The organism is Emticicia sp. BO119 (assembly GCF_013912375.1).
Classification (GTDB): domain Bacteria; phylum Bacteroidota; class Bacteroidia; order Cytophagales; family Spirosomataceae; genus Emticicia.
In genome coordinates this window covers 266,909-284,014 of sequence record NZ_JACETV010000001.1, presented here as the reverse complement: position 1 = coordinate 284,014, position 17,106 = coordinate 266,909, and the positions used below count along the sequence as shown (strand labels likewise).

Sequence of the window (17,106 nt, the reverse complement as noted above, 5' to 3'; positions counted from 1 at the left end):
TCATTTCTACCATACGGCGACGGCAATAACATATACGGAAATGTCGTAATCCTATCTTGAAAAGGTCTTCATTTCTACAGTTTGATAAAACATACGAAAATTTTGAAGCAAAGTCGTAATCCTATCTTGAAAAGGTCTTCATTTCTACCCGGTAGTAGATCCGAAGCCAACCAGGTCAGGAACGTCGTAATCCTATCTTGAAAAGGTCTTCATTTCTACAGAAAATGGAAGATTTAAGTATAAAAGTAACAAGTGTCGTAATCCTATCTTGAAAAGGTCTTCATTTCTACAAGCGACGGCTACGCATGGTATTCAGTTATCTGACTGTCGTAATCCTATCTTGAAAAGGTCTTCATTTCTACAACGCAAAAAGACGTGAAAACAGCCAAAAACTTAGTGTCGTAATCCTATCTTGAAAAGGTCTTCATTTCTACAGAAATATTAAAACAAACAAGTGCCGGAGTGTCGTAATCCTATCTTGAAAAGGTCTTCATTTCTACGCTGTTAGGTGTAACCGACGCTAAGCGTGTGTTCACTGTCGTAATCCTATCTTGAAAAGGTCTTCATTTCTACCGTGTGTTCACAGCTATCCGAGTATTCACCGAGGGAGTCGTAATCCTATCTTGAAAAGGTCTTCATTTCTACCGCTCTTTTGATAAGGGTGAGGGTGTGCCTAAGATGTCGTAATCCTATCTTGAAAAGGTCTTCATTTCTACTTCCTGGCTCTTGCCAGCCATAACTGACTTCCTCAGTCGTAATCCTATCTTGAAAAGGTCTTCATTTCTACAGTACCATTAGTAATGATGGCAATTTGTAAACATTGTCGTAATCCTATCTTGAAAAGGTCTTCATTTCTACATTGCACACGATAGCATAGTTTCCTCACCGAGCGGTCGTAATCCTATCTTGAAAAGGTCTTCATTTCTACATCACTTGCTCAATCTGTCACCATTAATCCGGGTGTCGTAATCCTATCTTGAAAAGGTCTTCATTTCTACAGTCAGGTTTACGAGCAACCAGTAATTTAACTAAAAGTCGTAATCCTATCTTGAAAAGGTCTTCATTTCTACGAAGAAAAACTGTCGAATCAAGCCCCAAAACTATGGTCGTAATCCTATCTTGAAAAGGTCTTCATTTCTACACAGCGCTTGGAGGCGAAAATAAGATCACCCCAACGTCGTAATCCTATCTTGAAAAGGTCTTCATTTCTACTCAATACAACCGAAAACAAAGACGTCATTGTAGATTGTCGTAATCCTATCTTGAAAAGGTCTTCATTTCTACGAGTTACATCAGCATATATTGGCCGAATACAAGACGTCGTAATCCTATCTTGAAAAGGTCTTCATTTCTACAGTAACAATCACTGGCAAGACGCCATATATGCAACACAGAGTCGTAATCCTATCTTGAAAAGGTCTTCATTTCTACATGGACACCAGTAGAAGAAGATATTTTTGAGTATATGTCGTAATCCTATCTTGAAAAGGTCTTCATTTCTACTGCGGACGTTATTCTCGGATTCGTTCGTTCTGAATTCGTCGTAATCCTATCTTGAAAAGGTCTTCATTTCTACGTCGTAGAGATCTATAAGACTTCAGATATAGAGGTCGTAATCCTATCTTGAAAAGGTCTTCATTTCTACAGAAAAGTTACATGTGAACATCCAGGATGATGAAGAGTCGTAATCCTATCTTGAAAAGGTCTTCATTTCTACACGTAGTGTCGGAGACCTACATTTCCGACGAAGATGTCGTAATCCTATCTTGAAAAGGTCTTCATTTCTACTACGCCTAAGAGCTATCAGAACGAAGAGGACGAGTGTCGTAATCCTATCTTGAAAAGGTCTTCATTTCTACACAAAGAGCTTCTGAGAAACAGATTATTTAAGTCGTAATCCTATCTTGAAAAGGTCTTCATTTCTACTTGTTATTTTCATTTCACTACAAAAGAACGTACTGTCGTAATCCTATCTTGAAAAGGTCTTCATTTCTACTTCAAATCATCGCCTGCGTTCAGGCGGCACTTTTAGTCGTAATCCTATCTTGAAAAGGTCTTCATTTCTACAATCAGTACGCTGATTTGAAGTCGGTATTTTTGTGTCGTAATCCTATCTTGAAAAGGTCTTCATTTCTACAACTATTTTCAAATCCCTGGTTAAGTATGTTGTTGTCGTAATCCTATCTTGAAAAGGTCTTCATTTCTACTTGGCTGAATCAATTGAAGCCGTAGGTGTTCAGTGTCGTAATCCTATCTTGAAAAGGTCTTCATTTCTACAAGGGTTTTTGGGCGGGTTTGAGCCTGATGAAAAAGTCGTAATCCTATCTTGAAAAGGTCTTCATTTCTACAGAAAAGTTACATGTGAACATCCAGGATGATGAAGAGTCGTAATCCTTCTTGAAAAGGTCTTCATTTCTACATTGAGGAAAATGTACATCAAGAAAACGAAATTGTAGAGTCGTAATCCTATCTTGAAAAGGTCTTCATTTCTACCATAGGTATTGTAAGTATTTCTTACAATAAGAATTGTCGTAATCCTATCTTGAAAAGGTCTTCATTTCTACCTATCACCGTGTACACGGTGTATACGAGCGAGAACAGTCGTAATCCTATCTTGAAAAGGTCTTCATTTCTACACAGAAAAATCTCGCCAGTTCTCTCAAACAGTAGTCGTAATCCTATCTTGAAAAGGTCTTCATTTCTACCTAACTACAACGCGACTTCAGGACGGAACAACTGGTGTCGTAATCCTATCTTGAAAAGGTCTTCATTTCTACCGGACAAATCGCGGACGATTTGTACCGCCCCACTGTCGTAATCCTATCTTGAAAAGGTCTTCATTTCTACACCACGTTCCTAAAGCAACAGGGCGTGAAGAAGTGTCGTAATCCTATCTTGAAAAGGTCTTCATTTCTACGAGAACAATCCTCTGGATTGTTACACTACTCTTAGTGTCGTAATCCTATCTTGAAAAGGTCTTCATTTCTACACCACGTTCCTAAAGCAACAGGGCGTGAAGAAGTGTCGTAATCCTATCTTGAAAAGGTCTTCATTTCTACATACTTCAAATGACTGTTGAAGATTTACTTAATGTCGTAATCCTATCTTGAAAAGGTCTTCATTTCTACTTTGATAAGGGGGAGGACGTCCCTAAGATTGTAAGCGTCGTAATCCTATCTTGAAAAGGTCTTCATTTCTACGTCGCACCATTACTCTGTACGAGTATAGTCGAGAGTCGTAATCCTATCTTGAAAAGGTCTTCATTTCTACATTATCAGAAGTAACGAGACAGAACGTGAACTGTCGTAATCCTATCTTGAAAAGGTCTTCATTTCTACCGCTAAGACATCTGATACACATAACTTCAATGAACGTCGTAATCCTATCTTGAAAAGGTCTTCATTTCTACAAGTACAGAAAAATCACACATAACACAGGACAAGTAGTCGTAATCCTATCTTGAAAAGGTCTTCATTTCTACCTGTAGTTGCTCCGGTAATCCAACCGCTCGTTATGTCGTAATCCTATCTTGAAAAGGTCTTCATTTCTACAATGGAGAGAGTTCCAGACTAAGGCGATAGAAGAGAGTCGTAATCCTATCTTGAAAAGGTCTTCATTTCTACAACAATTTTTCTAATCTTATGGCATTATTAAATTATGTCGTAATCCTATCTTGAAAAGGTCTTCATTTCTACGAAAGCACAGGTGAAAAAGGTAGACCAATTAATCGTCGTAATCCTATCTTGAAAAGGTCTTCATTTCTACCCTTAATGGGTTCTAATGTACTGATAATCAATAAAATACTACTTATTTGTTTGTTTTTAGAATCAGGCAATTGATGCATTTGGTCTAAAATAAGCAATCAGATAATAAGTGTTAGCTGCTTCCCTAAAAGATACTCCCAATCTGGGGGTGTCTCTCCACAATGGTAAGCGTTTTCAATGTTTGTGGGGCTGAGGGGTATCAATAAAAAATTACTTTTAGATAAATCTCCTACTATTTTTTCGATGTCGGTCAGCAATTTCTTTTTTTGAGTATCGGTCAGGGGGCCAAAAAATACAGAATATTGTATCCGCTCAAGTCCTGCTCTGAGCAGTTTATCGGCTACCCGTGTTCTGATTCTATCTATTTCAATATCATAAAACGCCAGGTACATTTGCTGTATTACTCTGTAAAGTTATTTAATATTTCCAAAAAATCACCTGCTATTCTATAAATCTGTGCATTTCTACTGAGTGTTTTGTTTCTGAAGATTGTTTTCTCGGCAAAGAAACTATCAAAGCGGGGGATAAAAAATTGTTTGCCTGCCTTGCTAAGCCAGATACCTTCGTTTCTGGGTTCAAAAAAACTATCTTTCATCTCTGATTTCAGAATCGCTTCTAACAGGAGCCTGTCGGCCCAGGGCCGGAAGGGTTCTATCATGTCGAATGCGAGTGTGGGTTGGTTGTACTCGTCGGCATGGAGCAACCCCAGATAAGGGTCAAGACCTACGGTAAACAATGCGTTTTCGATTACTCCATAGAGCATGCCATAGAGGTAGTTCAGGGCGGCATTAAAATTATCGTGCGCGGGTCTTCGATTCCTGTTATCGAATTGCATATTGTCTGGCATACATAGGGTTAATGCCTGCCAATAGCAGCGTGCGATAGCTCCCTCTTTACCCATAACTGATGCTGCGCAATCAGAGAGTCTCTGGGTTTTGTGTGTATGCAAATCTGTTATTTTACCGGTAATTTGTTCAATGGCTTTTTCGATAGGGTCTGCCTGGGCTGTTTTTCTTGATTTCAGGTATCTCAGGTTTTTTATCTGCTCCTGTGCTTTGTAATCAAAGAGGCTGATTATCCATTCGGTGGCCTGGCAGGCTGTACTAAATAATACCTGCTGGCGCCGGTTGGTTGCGAGATGGCCAAAAGAAGCACTCCAAAGCCGAGCTTCGATATTGCCAAGCCCATTATGAAAGTAAATCGGGATACGATGCTGCACTGCCAAGCGGATAGCCGAGCTACTGAGCCAGCATTGCGAAAGAACCGATATGCTTGAAATCTTATGCGGATTGATGATCCGCTCGTGTTTATCGGTTTTAAGATAGAAGCAGGCGTTCCGCACCTGCATATTAATTCCTTTAGTATCGAGTACGAGGTGCATTTTCAGATAAATTTATGATACCCAAAATCTAACCAGCTGGTGGGCTGATAATTTTCTGCCATTTGTTGAGACTCTGCGTAGTACTGCCTGATCTGCTGGTAATCCGGGCTCTTAGAGGTTTCTATCTGACGTATAAATTCGATGGCGCCTTCGATTTGCTGATGAAACCGCTGCACCCATTCTGAGGCCTGCCTGCCTGTACGGTAATTGATTTCAAGCACTGTTCTGAGCTTGTCAATTTCTTTCCGGAGGTCTTCGAGATAGGTATGCGGTATGTCTACGCGGTTTGTGACGATTAATCCGGTTACGATTTTGGTTTGATGAGGCAAGAAAAAATTTATTTTATTTTCATTTAATTTCAGGCCGTAGAAGGCACAAATCTGCCTGATTCCGGTGAGGTGTTCAACCGAAAGCGGACTATTGGCAGAGAAGGTGAGGTCGTCGGCGAATCTGGAATAAACGAGATCTTTTTTTGTGGCAAAACCGAGCAGATCCTGATCGAGCAAAAGTGTTGCAAAGTTTGACAAGACCGGTGAGGTAGGCGAGCCCATCGGGAGGCGTCCTTTATAAGTAGTCAGTTTTGAAAGCAGAACAGCCAGTTCTTCACCGAAATTGAAAGGTGGGCACACAAATAATTCGTATATTTCTATCTGTTTTATCTGGTGGAAAAAATCAAGAAAATCTACATTGAGCATCCAGGGCCGGTTGCGGTGTTTTTCGGCATTTGAAAGAATATTACGGGGGGCTGTATCGTTGTCGGGTACTCTCACAAATCCATAAGCGGCATCGGATTTCCGGAAATAGTACACCGCTTGCAGGTAATCATTGAATAGGCGAAGTACGTTTTTAAGCTCATTGTCAGGGTCTTCGATGTGCCTGAAACCTCCGTTCTTTTTAGGCACATCGAATTCATTGTATTGGGGCCTTTCGGCCAGATAATCAAGTGTTCTGTGTTCAATTCCGAGGAGGCGTGCCATTTTTTCGACGGTTCGCGCCTGCAAAAGCTGGTTTTGAAGAGATTTAAAGTACCTGATATTTCCGGTTGCGCAAGCCATTGATTCAATACGGTTTCCCTGAAAATTTTTATTGCCGATATGTCAAAGAACGATTGTTTGAGCATTATCTGCTCCGTCGCCAACTCTTTTGCTGTTTTTGTGCCTGATAGTCTCTGAGCCTCTGAGGGTCTATCAGTTGATGGTGCTCTGTTCGGGTTTGCCAGCCAAAGCCTTTGCTCTTGCCTTTGCCCATGCCGAGGTATTCGGGCAGTTGAATATTGGCTTCGTAAATGACATCAAATGCTTCGTACTTTACTTCGTGGTGGTCGTTGTTGGGATATTTTATTTTTCCCAGTGTCCGGTAATCGAGCAGGCTTACTGTCAATTGTCTGTCGGGGATTCTAAAGCCGATTTCGCTACAAAAATCTTTGATATGCCCTGCCACAATTCCTTCAAGAAAGCTAATGCGCCCGGTCATTTTCATTTCTGTTTTCCACTTTTCATAATTATCCGTTTTTTGGTTTTCTTCTTTTCTGAAAATGGTATTAAGCGGCAGCCAATGGTTAATTTTATATTTCTGAGGGGTTTCTGTCATCATCACAGGGGTTTGATATTCTTCTACCTCAAAATGATACAAGCTTTCAGGTTTGCCTGTATGGTAAATCTGGTTGAGTAAATCAAGAATTAGATCAACGCCATCAGCAACGCCGAATAATGCGGCCAGATGAAAGTTTCGCTTATCGCCGAGATCATTCTGCATCAGGGTTTTAATAGAACGATATTGTATGTAGGGATACCCCAGCCTGGTTTGTTCGCTCCCTGCGATATGGTTATGGAACTCCTCCACCTGGCCATCCAGCAAACGGTTGATTTTAGTTTTAAAGTCCTGAATCTGGTCTGGCCGGAGTTCATATTCAAGGAACCGGACGAGGATGGAGGGGATGAGGAGGCTAATCATATATTGCGTTTTAGGCGTTTTTTTTCATATTCCATTTTTACTTCTTCTAAAGTAATAGCCTCTTTTCTTGGTTCCAGAATTAATTCTTCATTGCCAGAAACTTCACTATTATTATCAAACCATATTTTATATTCTTTAGGGTCGAATTCTTGACTTTTACTTGAAATTGATTTATAATTGCCACTTTCATCGAATTTTAAATAAATAGTCAATTCATAAAGCATAAAAGATTTTTTATTGAGTCTATTTATTTTTCCTATAAGTTTTTGACTCAGGTAAGGATAAAATGAAAGAAAATTTCCAAGGTTCATTTGTTGTCCGATTTGTTGTCCCCAATTTCGGATATCAGCCGGGCTTGAGAGATATACTTCAAAGCATGACATCACATAATGTTCTTTAAGCTTAAAATGTACTGTCAATTTTTTGTCCAGACTATCTTTCCATTCTTTGTCTAATAGAAAATACCACAGTAAAACTGGCACCAGAAAACCAAACAGCGTAAATACAGGATCAATGACATCTGTCCACAAACCATCTATATTACAGATACTATTGCGTTTGTTAATGCCCCAAAATATTACAAGGCAAATTAGAAAGGCTACAATCCAAAATGTAATTTTTCCGGAATATTTTTCTCTGATAAACACCCAAAGTTCTTTGTTCATAGTCGCTATACTTTAAATTATAAATCTATTAAATCTCCAATGTGAAATTCGGTTTCGTGTGTTTCAATCACAACCCCGGCATTGAGGCGAGGCTCAAAAGTGGCTATAAAACGTGTAGGGTGAAAATGATGAATCAATACTCCGTATAGCCAGATAGGGCCACGGCCGGAAATGATAACGCCTTTATTATAGAATTTTTTTATATCAGGCATTATCATTTTTTTCAAATCGGCGGGTTCTATATTCTTAGCCAATTCAAACTCCACGAAATTCCATTTGTCAGTTTGTGTAATTTTGTATTGTATCATGGTTTAGTTAGTTCTTCGTATAGTGCTTTTGCTTTGTCTGGGCCCAACCATTTGATAATATCTGACCAAGGATATTTTGGGAAAGCCCCTTTTTGCCATTCGGATTTTTTATTATTTTTCTCATGAACATAATTCCTCTTAAGCGACTCTTCAATTTCCTTTCTCCATTCCTCAGAAAACGCAATATTTTTTTTCTCACGTTTTTTTAATTCCGCTTTTATTTTATCAAAAGCAGAGTCGTCAAGGTTTAATTTTTCTTCTGCTGCTAATTGTAAAAGTCGTTTTCTTATATCAGTTTTAATCTGTTGAATTTTGTTTTGAAGTAGCTGATACCATTTAGTATGGTAAAAATCTTTTAATGAAGACTCCAATACACTTAGGTCATCAGATGTATTCAATTCTGTAAATTTTATAAAAAGTTTCTTAATCTTCTCAATCTCTGAAAGTGTTGTCTTTAAATCAAATTTTCGATTTGATTCAGCATATAACTTATAGCTTTTTGAAGCCTCATCGTAGGCATCGTTTTCCAGTTGATTTTTAGCAAGATTCAAATAATATTCTTTTCTTTCTTTATTAACATTTATTTCATTTTTGATACGTATTCTTGCCTCCTCAATCTCCGCAGGAGTAGCTAAAAACCTGATATTTTTGTTAATTTCACTTATTTTGGAATACTGTTGCAGATATAAACCCTGATTTTTAACCTTTTGAAAATTTTCTAAAGTCATATAATCAAGCGTTCTTTCGTCAGCAGCAATACTACTCATTGCCAATAGTTCTTTGAGGCTATTTTTCCAGGCATTTTCATTATGCACCCGCATAAACTTTTCAAATTCTTTCATCAAAGAATCTTGATCAAAATTCGTATCTATAGCAATTTTTACTCTACCAAAACCTAATGGCTTGATAGCACCAATATTATAAAACACATTCTCAGAGCCATGTAATGTAAGAGATGATATTAGCGCACCGATCTCTGTTCTTTTCAAGTTATGAAATCTGATTTTACCTTCAAAGACAGTTCCTTTTGATAAAGGCATCGACCTGGAAATTAATTTTTGTTTAGAAGAATCAATAGTTTGTTTGCTCTCATTTGCCCTTATCGGATATTTTTTAAATCCTCTAAGGCTTGGATTCCCAACCTGATATGTATTGTATGCAGATAAAGTTTGCTGATTAGTATCTTGATTTAAATAAAACGGAGAATAAGAAGATTTAGGACTTGAAAGTACGTTATCCAGAAGTGGCAAAACCTTCACTTTTCCTTTAGCTTTCATATCCGAAATGAAAACTCTTCCTTTCAGTTCATAATTCTTTTGAATTGAACCAAATATACATTCAGCTAAATCTAAGTCTGGTTTATAACTTAAAATCTCTTTTGTCGAAAACCTAACCGGTTGCTTATACATGAATGTCAATCCAAAATCTATTAGTGTACTATCTTTTTTTCTAAAAAATACAGGGATACCTGTTTTAATACTGTCTTTCCAGTATTTCCAGTCTTTCAGTATTTCCGAGTCTTTTTTCCCATCTCTATTCAGAAATAGAAAAGTATCCATTTGTTTTTGTAATACTTCTATTTTCCTTTTATCATCTTTCAAAATTTCCTCTTTTCTTCCTCTAAAAACATATTCCCCTCTTCTGCTGATTTTTGCCGAGTATTCACTGGCTTGTCCCGTGCAAACAATCCTTCCCCAAAAAGCATTTTTATCTACGGATTTTAAACGTACATACTTTAACCGCTGAAAAATGCTTACCCATGCTTTTTGCTTATCGGTCTCATCAAGTGGATGCTCTTCAAATATATGCTCCAGCTCAGTTCCTTTAATGATGTTTTCATATTTGAATGCACCAGTGCGTTCATCAAAATTATTACTTACGCCATTCTCAAAATTCCTTGAGAATCCACCATCAAAAATTTTGTCAAGGTCAGTGTACCTAATTTTATAGGGTTTATCACAAGAATAAATCCAATATCTATCATCTTTCTTTATCAGATACCCGCAATAAATATCATCTTTTTTGCCAGTTAGCTCATAGCCCTCATCTATAATTACATCTTTTGTCTTCATAATCTGACGAATAGAATGTCTACTATCATCAATTTGTTTCATTCCAGACTGACTTATTACTTCTAATGTATTCCTTATCAATCCTTTAAATGTAGTTGCCGGTATAAAATACTGCTTGTCAGCTTCTTTTCCCACATGACAAAACTCATTCATTTCCTCTCCTTCAGCATGTCCATTTCTCACAAAAATCGGAGTTTCAGCCGTAATACATACTGAAATTTCTCCGCTCTCGCCATCTTCAAACGGAATATCGTGGCTCACATCATCTGCCCAATGGGGTGTGAATACTTCGCCCTCAGAAGGCGCAGGAACAAAATTATAAGGTGACTTTACCATAATTATTTAATGTTTTCATAGACAAAACCAATAAACACAAGTGCTTTCATTTTTAATACTTCCATACCCTCGCAAAGAGGGTCTGTCTCAGGCTTCCATACTGGTTTGAACTTAAGTTTTTTGATACCTTCAATTTTATGAGGCAAGTATTGCTTAATATCTTTAGATAAATCTGAGGCATTCATATCATATTTATGAATTAAATACCTGCCTGTGTGCCTTATGTGTATAGATATACCTTCTTTTTTAGCCCAAAGAAGCCCCTCAACTATGAAAGGGTTTTGTTTAATTTCATTTGGCTTAAATTTCACATCTTTATATACAATTGGCTTATCATTATCCGACAGCCACACGTACCCCTCATATACGTAATCAGGTATGTCAGTTAGTTGATTGAGTTTCATAATTGAAAATTTGGTTGGAACCTTTTTTTAATATACCTGTAAAAATACCGTGACCCTTGGTGGTCATTCCTCCTAAAGGCAATAATCCTTTGCAAATATCTATCAGGGCTAATTCTAAAGCTTCTATAATTTTTGTATCATCAAAGTCATTTTTCTCCAGATAAATTTCGATTTTCAATCTTGATTCATCATTGGTAAATCCTGAGACTTTTTCAGAAAATAAAGCGCCTTCCATTGCCCCTCCTGTAAAACGGTCGATTGCTACATGATTAAATATTTTGTCGTTTTTTACCTCTTCATCGAAGTAGATATCATCAATCAATACAATACCTCTTTTGCCATCCGTGTCATTTTTTTCAATACCAAACAAAGCCTTTACTGCTTCATTGTTAGTACCTTTTTTCGCCTCTATGGTTCCACCTGCCCATCTGCCAAGAAGTTTATTATAATGAAAGGCCACCCGATGGCTTATGGCTCCTTTGATGGAAGAGGCAGGAATCAGTGTCTTGTTTTTGAATACCATTTTACCATTTGCATCATAAGAAACGGTATATTCCATTACAGGGCGGTTATCAACTTTATCATCGCCGTAGCCTTCACTGAAAATAAAGAAACTATCCGGCTTTAATTCAAGCGTATAACTTTGAAAACTGTATGCCTGTGCTGCTTTGAATTCAGTCAGTCCTTTATTCTGTGCGTTAAATGAGGGGTCAAAGTTCAGATAGTTATTGAAGTCTACGGCATCTGTCAGATTATAGCTTCTTTGTTCAATTCTTTTGATTTGTAAACTACCAAAGCCGTTTCTGGAACCCTGCCCTATTCTGAATGAAGGTTGATACAAGCGGGTAAGCATCTCTTTCCAGGTATTCTCATCTTCCTTTGTTCCAATCAGCTCTATCTCAAAAATGAACCGTGTACCGGCATATACTACTTCGTGGTTAAACAATCCGTGTTCATCGGCCACACCCTTATCGGTAATTCTGACGTGCTGCCTGGCGGGTAAATTCGCAAATTTTGTGAGAACCGATTCCACTTCACTTCTATCCAGACCCTCAGCTACCTTAGCTCTTTCATAGAGCATGTAAGCCGAGCTAATTTTAAGCCTTGAACCATAGCCTTTGGGTATTTCCTCATCTTTTTTGCCGTGATTATTTTTTTTAAAATAGAGATTATAGGCTTTTTGTTCATCCTTCGATAATTGGTACCCCCATAGTTTGATGAGTTTTTCTTTGGTTTCATCAAATTCTTTCTCAAACTCGTCAGGGCTATACCGGTCAAAAAATGAATGTCTTAATACTCCGGTCAAAGATGTACCCTGTATCATCGGCAAGCCAAGATGGTCTTTCTGAACGATGGCATCTTTCAGCAGAGATGTTTCTCCCGAGCCTACAAAAAGGCTTGTTTTGGCTTCCAGAACAACTCTTGCTATATATCGATAGTTATTTCCCATTTTCTTTGTTTGGTTTTAAGGATTTCTTAGCCATTTCTTCGGCATATCTGGTAACGAAAACAGTTCCTAAAAGGCAATTGGCTTTAATTATTGCCTCAAGTTTCTCTCTGTTGCGGCTTTTATCCCAGTATTTTTTTGCCGAAACGCCGGAAGTCAGGATACCTTTTTCCTTATCAAAGAGCAAGTTGTGTAAATCAAATACAGAGCTACATTTTGAAGCTTCGGCACGAATTGAACCCCACTGGCTTGCTGTAATATTTTTTGGGTTTTCATTACTTATGCCATAAACAGCCTCATGCACTGATTTGGCTATTACCACCTCTTTTTCACTTTCTTCTTTTTTGCTTTTGAGGTATAGCCCAAGCATAGAGCCAATTTGAACGGCGTTTGGCCGCTCATTTCCATTATCATCCGGTTCGGTTAAACTAAAATCCCATGTAGCATCATCTTTAGCTTTTAAAAAAGCCGGATTATAAATTACCCTGCCAAGGCCTTCATTGGTATATTCGCCCACAACGTTATACGGATTGTTGATTGTGCCGCCTTTTATATAGAAAACGGAGCCTTTCTGAATACAGTGTCTTTGTGTATTTGGCGTATTTCTTTTAAAATTCCAGGGTGCATAAGAATAGGTTCTTACCTGAGATTTTTCCCAGCAAATCTCACCTCCATCTATACCTAAATCATTGGCTGATGGTTGAAAGGTAGGGTGCCCTGACTCATTAAAGAAACATAGATTGCTTTCGGCATAGATGATGTGATAGCCATTATTCGATATCTGCCTGACAACAGGATTTACATCAATTGGCTGAATATTAACCTGACCAAATTGAGCCGTTTTTGACTTACCGATTTGTTTTTTTCCAATCAGAAAAGCTTCAACTTTTGCCTTTAAATCTTCTGATGCATATTTAACAGCAAATGTAAAAACCTGCCCCTTTGCCAAAGAACTAACACCAAACATCTGTCCTTCTGCCGAGCTTCTGGTTGAACGGTCCTGAGCTGATTTTAAAGCGAAATTCTTTTTGACATCCTTAAAAAATATTCCTGATTCAGAAATGTATCCAATACGCTCTTGTTTTAGCTGCTTATTCTTTAATCTAAGGTTCTCATCAATTTTTTCATCAATTTCATACTGAACCCAGGTTTGGCTTTTGTCTAATTTATCTTTAAATAATACCAAGGGCATTGCATAACTTCTTAAACCCGCTATATTGGAAATATGGGCATCGCCAAATAAAACTTTGTTGGAGTGCAGCATATCATAGGCTTCATCAGGCTTATAATTCTTATAGATATTGTTGGCAACTATACCTAAGAAATTACTTCCCGGAATAAAATCTAAAGTCTCCATATTGCCTTCTGTAGCCAGTTTGGCGTTCAAGACTATATCTGTCTCCAACGTGCATGTATATACTATTTCAATCATTTTCTTCTGGTGTTAGAATCTCAATAAATTTACATCTGCCCAATCCTCTGTTTCGGTTTACTCCTAAATGCCTTACCCATTTCAGCGTTTGCAGGAGTTTATCTTTTATTTCAGGGGTTTCAATGTTTGCTATAGTGCCTGTGAGTTTAAGCGGAATACATACTTCCATTACCCGTAGTGCTTGCTTTTGGGCTACTCCATTCGCATCAATAGCAGTGGAGGCTATATTTCTGTAGAGAAAATCACTGAGACCATTGGCTGTTATCTCCAGTTTTTCCTTAGGGCTTAGTTCTGCATTTGAAAAATTAATTACTGAACGGGTTCCAGAGTCTTTTTTACCAAAAATCTGTTCAACAATTATTTTATGTCCGGTTGCCTCCTGAATATCTTCCAAAGCATCACGCAAAAGCCCTTTGATTGTTTTACCAGGTATATAAGGCAGACTATCTTTATCTTTCAAAACGATGGCATCAGCTTCAGGGCCGCCTGCAAGCCCGGAACCAATGTGCCAATCGCTTAAAAAAGTAATTTTGTAGTGAATTTCTAACATATCTTATAAAAATGAGAATAATTGTAGTACATCATATATAATTGTTTTTCCTTTAAGCCCGGTTGTTTTGCCATCCGCATTAGTCATGTCTTCTTTTGCAATAGCTGAATCCAACTTCATTTTTTTGAAGAAGTCCCCATCAATTTCTTTCATACGCTTTAACATAAAATCAGCAGTTGATTCATTTTTGTAGAGTTCGGAAACCCATTGCCTTAGCTTCGAGACACCCTTCGATTTTTCGTCTTTACTGGCTTCTAATACCTTTATAAGGTCTGACAGATTATTGACCGTTGGATGGTTATAGCGTTCGCTTAGAAAATAAGGACCGTAATCAAAGCTCAAACTTCCGGCAGTTAAAGTCTTTTTCTCTATTTCCTCCAAATTTTCAATAAAAGAAGAATGGACTTTATAAAATGAAAGGCTCGATGGAGCTAATACTCCTTCAGGCACTGTGCTTCTGGAGGTTCTTTTGGCCTTCTTGGTTAACTCTTCTGCCAGATGTAAACCATAATGAATGGGATATGAGTATTTTATATAAGCAATGCCTGCACAGGCCGTCAGGCCTTCTTCAAATTCTGTCAATCCAAAATCTTTACTTAGAAATGATAATTTACTTTCCGTTTGGTTCTCAAACTCTTCTAAAAAATTTACAGTAAAATCAAAGGCTAAATCGGCTCTGATAATCAGTGTGATGTCATCACCACCTAAAATAATTGGGCGGAGAGGGTATTTTTCTTCTGTTGATATTATTAAGTCTAATTTTTCAAATGCTCTTTTGGCCGCGGTCTGTGTAGCATTATCCAATTCTCTTGAAAATCTCGCAAACGTATTTTTTGATAGTTCAGTATCTTTTTCTTTTAAAACGTTCCCTAACTGTTGAACCAGCTTGCCTAACCCGTTTCCATCGGCATGGATTACAGCCAGCCAAGGGTTCGAGGAATCTTTGCTTATTTCATTAAGATCAAGAGGAATTTGTTGCGCCTTTAGCTTACCACCGAAAAATTTCAGATATAAATTAGAGTAAATTTCAGAATTGCCCTCTCCAGGAGCTTTAGAATTGCTTGGTTTAATGCGTTTAATAGATTCATCAAACGCATCTAATTTTGCTTGAATTGAAGCGTCTATAACTTCATTTTCTAAATACTCCACCCCCACCCCTCCTGTTCGCCTTGCTCTTTCTAAACCCATAAATCCTATCTCAAACGGACTTTGAACTTTATTCCGTTGGGCTTTTAGACTATCTTCAAGTTTATTGATGGCATCTGAAAGTTTCTCAGATTCATCAAACTTCACAACCGCCTGACTAAGGGTAATTCCAGGAGCAAATTCAGCAATTGATTTAGGAAATTTTCTGACTAATGCCTTGCATTTTACTTCATCTTCGAAAAGATATTTTATATTGCCTGCCGCATTGATGATAATGTTTCCATCATTCGGAAGGATACCGGCTTCTTCAAAAAATTTCGAGGAACAGATTTGTTCTACCAATTCGCTTCCTCCACCAATTTCTTTTAGTTTATTGGTCTGGAAAATAAAATCCTGGATGCCCTGTACACTGGCACCATATAAAAAATAGCTCATTTGTTTTTATAATTAAAAAATAAAATTGTGGTATCTAATATAAAAAGGCGCTGTATTCATCTACAGCAAACTAAAAACCTTGCAAAGAAAAGTTCTTAATTTAAGATGCAAGTCAGTATAAGTATTTAACCTTATTAGATATACGAATCTGATATTAAGTTCTTTGTCAGCACCTAATAAGTTTTAAAACGACTCCTAAGAGAATATTTTATTGTCACAAATCTAAAGTTAAATAAAATTTATTGATTGGGACAAGTATTTTTTCAGATTTTTATATTTTTGTATCTATCCTATATACAAATACTTATGCTCTCTTCTAAAACACAAAGCGATCAGATTGAACGGGCAAAAAAAGCAATTACGAGAAAAAAGTATGAAGAGTTACCAGAGGCCATAAGCATTGAAGAGCAGCAAAATGAGCTTGAATCAATGAAGGAGGTCATCAGGCACGAAAAGTTTTTTTTTGTAGTGTCTTCAATTGAAAGCAGGATTGAACATGCTCATGGAGTTGAGAGGTGGCTGGGCTACGGTGAACAAGAGTTTACTCTTGAAAAGTACCTGAGTATTATTCATCCCAGCTATCTGGAATTTTTAACACATTTAGCGCAAATAACTTTCCAGATAGTTAGTTCTAAGGGTTTCAGGGTAGGTTTCAGAGAACAAAGATATGTAGTCGACGTTGCTTTAAGGCATTCGAAAGGACATTATGTTTTATGCAAACGGGCATTAAGCCCGTGGCAATGGCGTTATGACAAAATCCGTCAGGAACTTACTCATTATTTCAATGAATTTACTGTCATAAATCCTTATCTTGATGATATAAGTCCTGAACTACTTCCAAGAATAATAGATGCTAATGGTGACAAAATGTTCAACCTTGAAGATTTACTACACAAGAATGCATCTTTGTATTTTGAAGCCAATAAAATATTTTTCAGTATCCAGGAAATACGGATTATACGTAAGATAGCTTATCAACCGGATATAAAATCTTCAGATCTGGCAGCCATTTTTAAAAATCAGACAGGTACAATTAATACTCTAAAAAAAAGGATTATCAAAAAAGGGAGGCTACTCTTCAACGACTCTGAAATTGATAGTGCCAAAAGTATAGCAATACTGATGAAAAAAAATGGCTTTGTATAATTTTATCCCTAAAAATAACCTTCGGACATACACTTAAACCATTTGTATTATAACACCATTGCAATAT

General features: G+C 37.5%; 13 protein-coding genes and 2 CRISPR repeat arrays (1 of these 15 running past the window's edge). Of the genes, 1 reads left to right on the top strand and 12 read right to left on the bottom strand.

Features of this window, described 5'->3' with window-relative positions; translation table 11 throughout:
- Positions 1 to 2,348: direct repeats of the CRISPR family, unit length 36 nt; unit sequence GTCGTAATCCTATCTTGAAAAGGTCTTCATTTCTAC (it extends 3,584 nt beyond the left edge of the window).
- A gap of 108 nt (positions 2,349 to 2,456) precedes the next feature.
- A CRISPR array of direct repeats spans positions 2,457 to 3,765; the repeat unit is 36 nt; unit sequence GTCGTAATCCTATCTTGAAAAGGTCTTCATTTCTAC.
- Between the two features lie 97 nt (positions 3,766 to 3,862).
- The 12 genes from cas2 to H1R81_RS01120 all read right to left on the bottom strand — a co-directional run bounded on the left by cas2 (position 3,863) and on the right by H1R81_RS01120 (position 15,893).
- Positions 3,863 to 4,156: a CRISPR-associated endonuclease Cas2 gene (gene cas2 / locus H1R81_RS01175; RefSeq protein ID WP_181838841.1), complete on the bottom strand. Its 294-nt coding sequence runs from the start codon at positions 4,154 to 4,156 to the stop codon at positions 3,863 to 3,865.
- An 8-nt stretch (positions 4,157 to 4,164) separates the two neighbouring features.
- Positions 4,165 to 5,145, bottom strand: a complete 981-nt coding sequence (cas1, locus tag H1R81_RS01170) for a CRISPR-associated endonuclease Cas1 (RefSeq protein ID WP_181838840.1) — start codon at positions 5,143 to 5,145, stop codon at positions 4,165 to 4,167.
- 2 nt (positions 5,146 to 5,147) lie between these two features.
- Positions 5,148 to 6,122: a reverse transcriptase family protein gene (locus H1R81_RS01165; RefSeq protein ID WP_181838839.1), complete on the bottom strand. Its 975-nt coding sequence runs from the start codon at positions 6,120 to 6,122 to the stop codon at positions 5,148 to 5,150.
- Positions 6,123 to 6,264: 142 nt separating this feature from the next.
- Positions 6,265 to 7,098, bottom strand: a complete 834-nt coding sequence (locus tag H1R81_RS01160; RefSeq protein WP_181838838.1) for a CRISPR-associated endonuclease Cas6 — start codon at positions 7,096 to 7,098, stop codon at positions 6,265 to 6,267.
- Positions 7,095 to 7,763, bottom strand: coding sequence for a hypothetical protein (locus tag H1R81_RS01155; RefSeq protein WP_181838837.1), 669 nt, complete (start codon positions 7,761 to 7,763; stop codon positions 7,095 to 7,097). The genes H1R81_RS01160 and H1R81_RS01155 overlap by 4 nt, the downstream gene beginning before the upstream one ends.
- A 17-nt stretch (positions 7,764 to 7,780) precedes the next feature.
- On the bottom strand, positions 7,781 to 8,071 hold the full coding sequence (crn3, locus tag H1R81_RS01150) for a CRISPR-associated ring nuclease Crn3/Csx3 (RefSeq protein WP_181838836.1): 291 nt from the start codon (positions 8,069 to 8,071) through the stop codon (positions 7,781 to 7,783).
- On the bottom strand, positions 8,068 to 10,479 hold the full coding sequence (locus tag H1R81_RS01145) for a TIGR03986 family CRISPR-associated RAMP protein (protein ID WP_181838835.1): 2,412 nt from the start codon (positions 10,477 to 10,479) through the stop codon (positions 8,068 to 8,070). The genes crn3 and H1R81_RS01145 overlap by 4 nt, the downstream gene beginning before the upstream one ends.
- Positions 10,480 to 10,481: 2 nt before the next feature.
- Entirely contained in the window at positions 10,482 to 10,883 is a 402-nt protein-coding gene (locus H1R81_RS01140; protein WP_181838834.1) for a TIGR04423 family type III CRISPR-associated protein, read from the bottom strand.
- Entirely contained in the window at positions 10,861 to 12,333 is a 1,473-nt protein-coding gene (locus tag H1R81_RS01135) for an RAMP superfamily CRISPR-associated protein (protein ID WP_181838833.1), read from the bottom strand. The genes H1R81_RS01140 and H1R81_RS01135 overlap by 23 nt, the downstream gene beginning before the upstream one ends.
- On the bottom strand, positions 12,323 to 13,762 hold the full coding sequence (locus tag H1R81_RS01130) for a hypothetical protein (protein ID WP_181838832.1): 1,440 nt from the start codon (positions 13,760 to 13,762) through the stop codon (positions 12,323 to 12,325). The genes H1R81_RS01135 and H1R81_RS01130 overlap by 11 nt, the downstream gene beginning before the upstream one ends.
- Complete coding sequence (locus H1R81_RS01125) at positions 13,755 to 14,312, bottom strand: RAMP superfamily CRISPR-associated protein (RefSeq protein ID WP_181838831.1); 558 nt, start codon at positions 14,310 to 14,312, stop codon at positions 13,755 to 13,757. The genes H1R81_RS01130 and H1R81_RS01125 overlap by 8 nt, the downstream gene beginning before the upstream one ends.
- 3 nt (positions 14,313 to 14,315) lie before the next feature.
- Positions 14,316 to 15,893, bottom strand: a complete 1,578-nt coding sequence (locus H1R81_RS01120; protein WP_181838830.1) for a Cas10/Cmr2 second palm domain-containing protein — start codon at positions 15,891 to 15,893, stop codon at positions 14,316 to 14,318.
- A 306-nt stretch (positions 15,894 to 16,199) separates the two neighbouring features.
- Here H1R81_RS01120 and H1R81_RS01115 point away from each other — a divergent pair, with 306 nt between their 5' ends.
- Complete coding sequence (locus H1R81_RS01115; protein WP_181838829.1) at positions 16,200 to 17,039, top strand: hypothetical protein; 840 nt, start codon at positions 16,200 to 16,202, stop codon at positions 17,037 to 17,039.
- Positions 17,040 to 17,106: the final 67 nt, after the last annotated feature.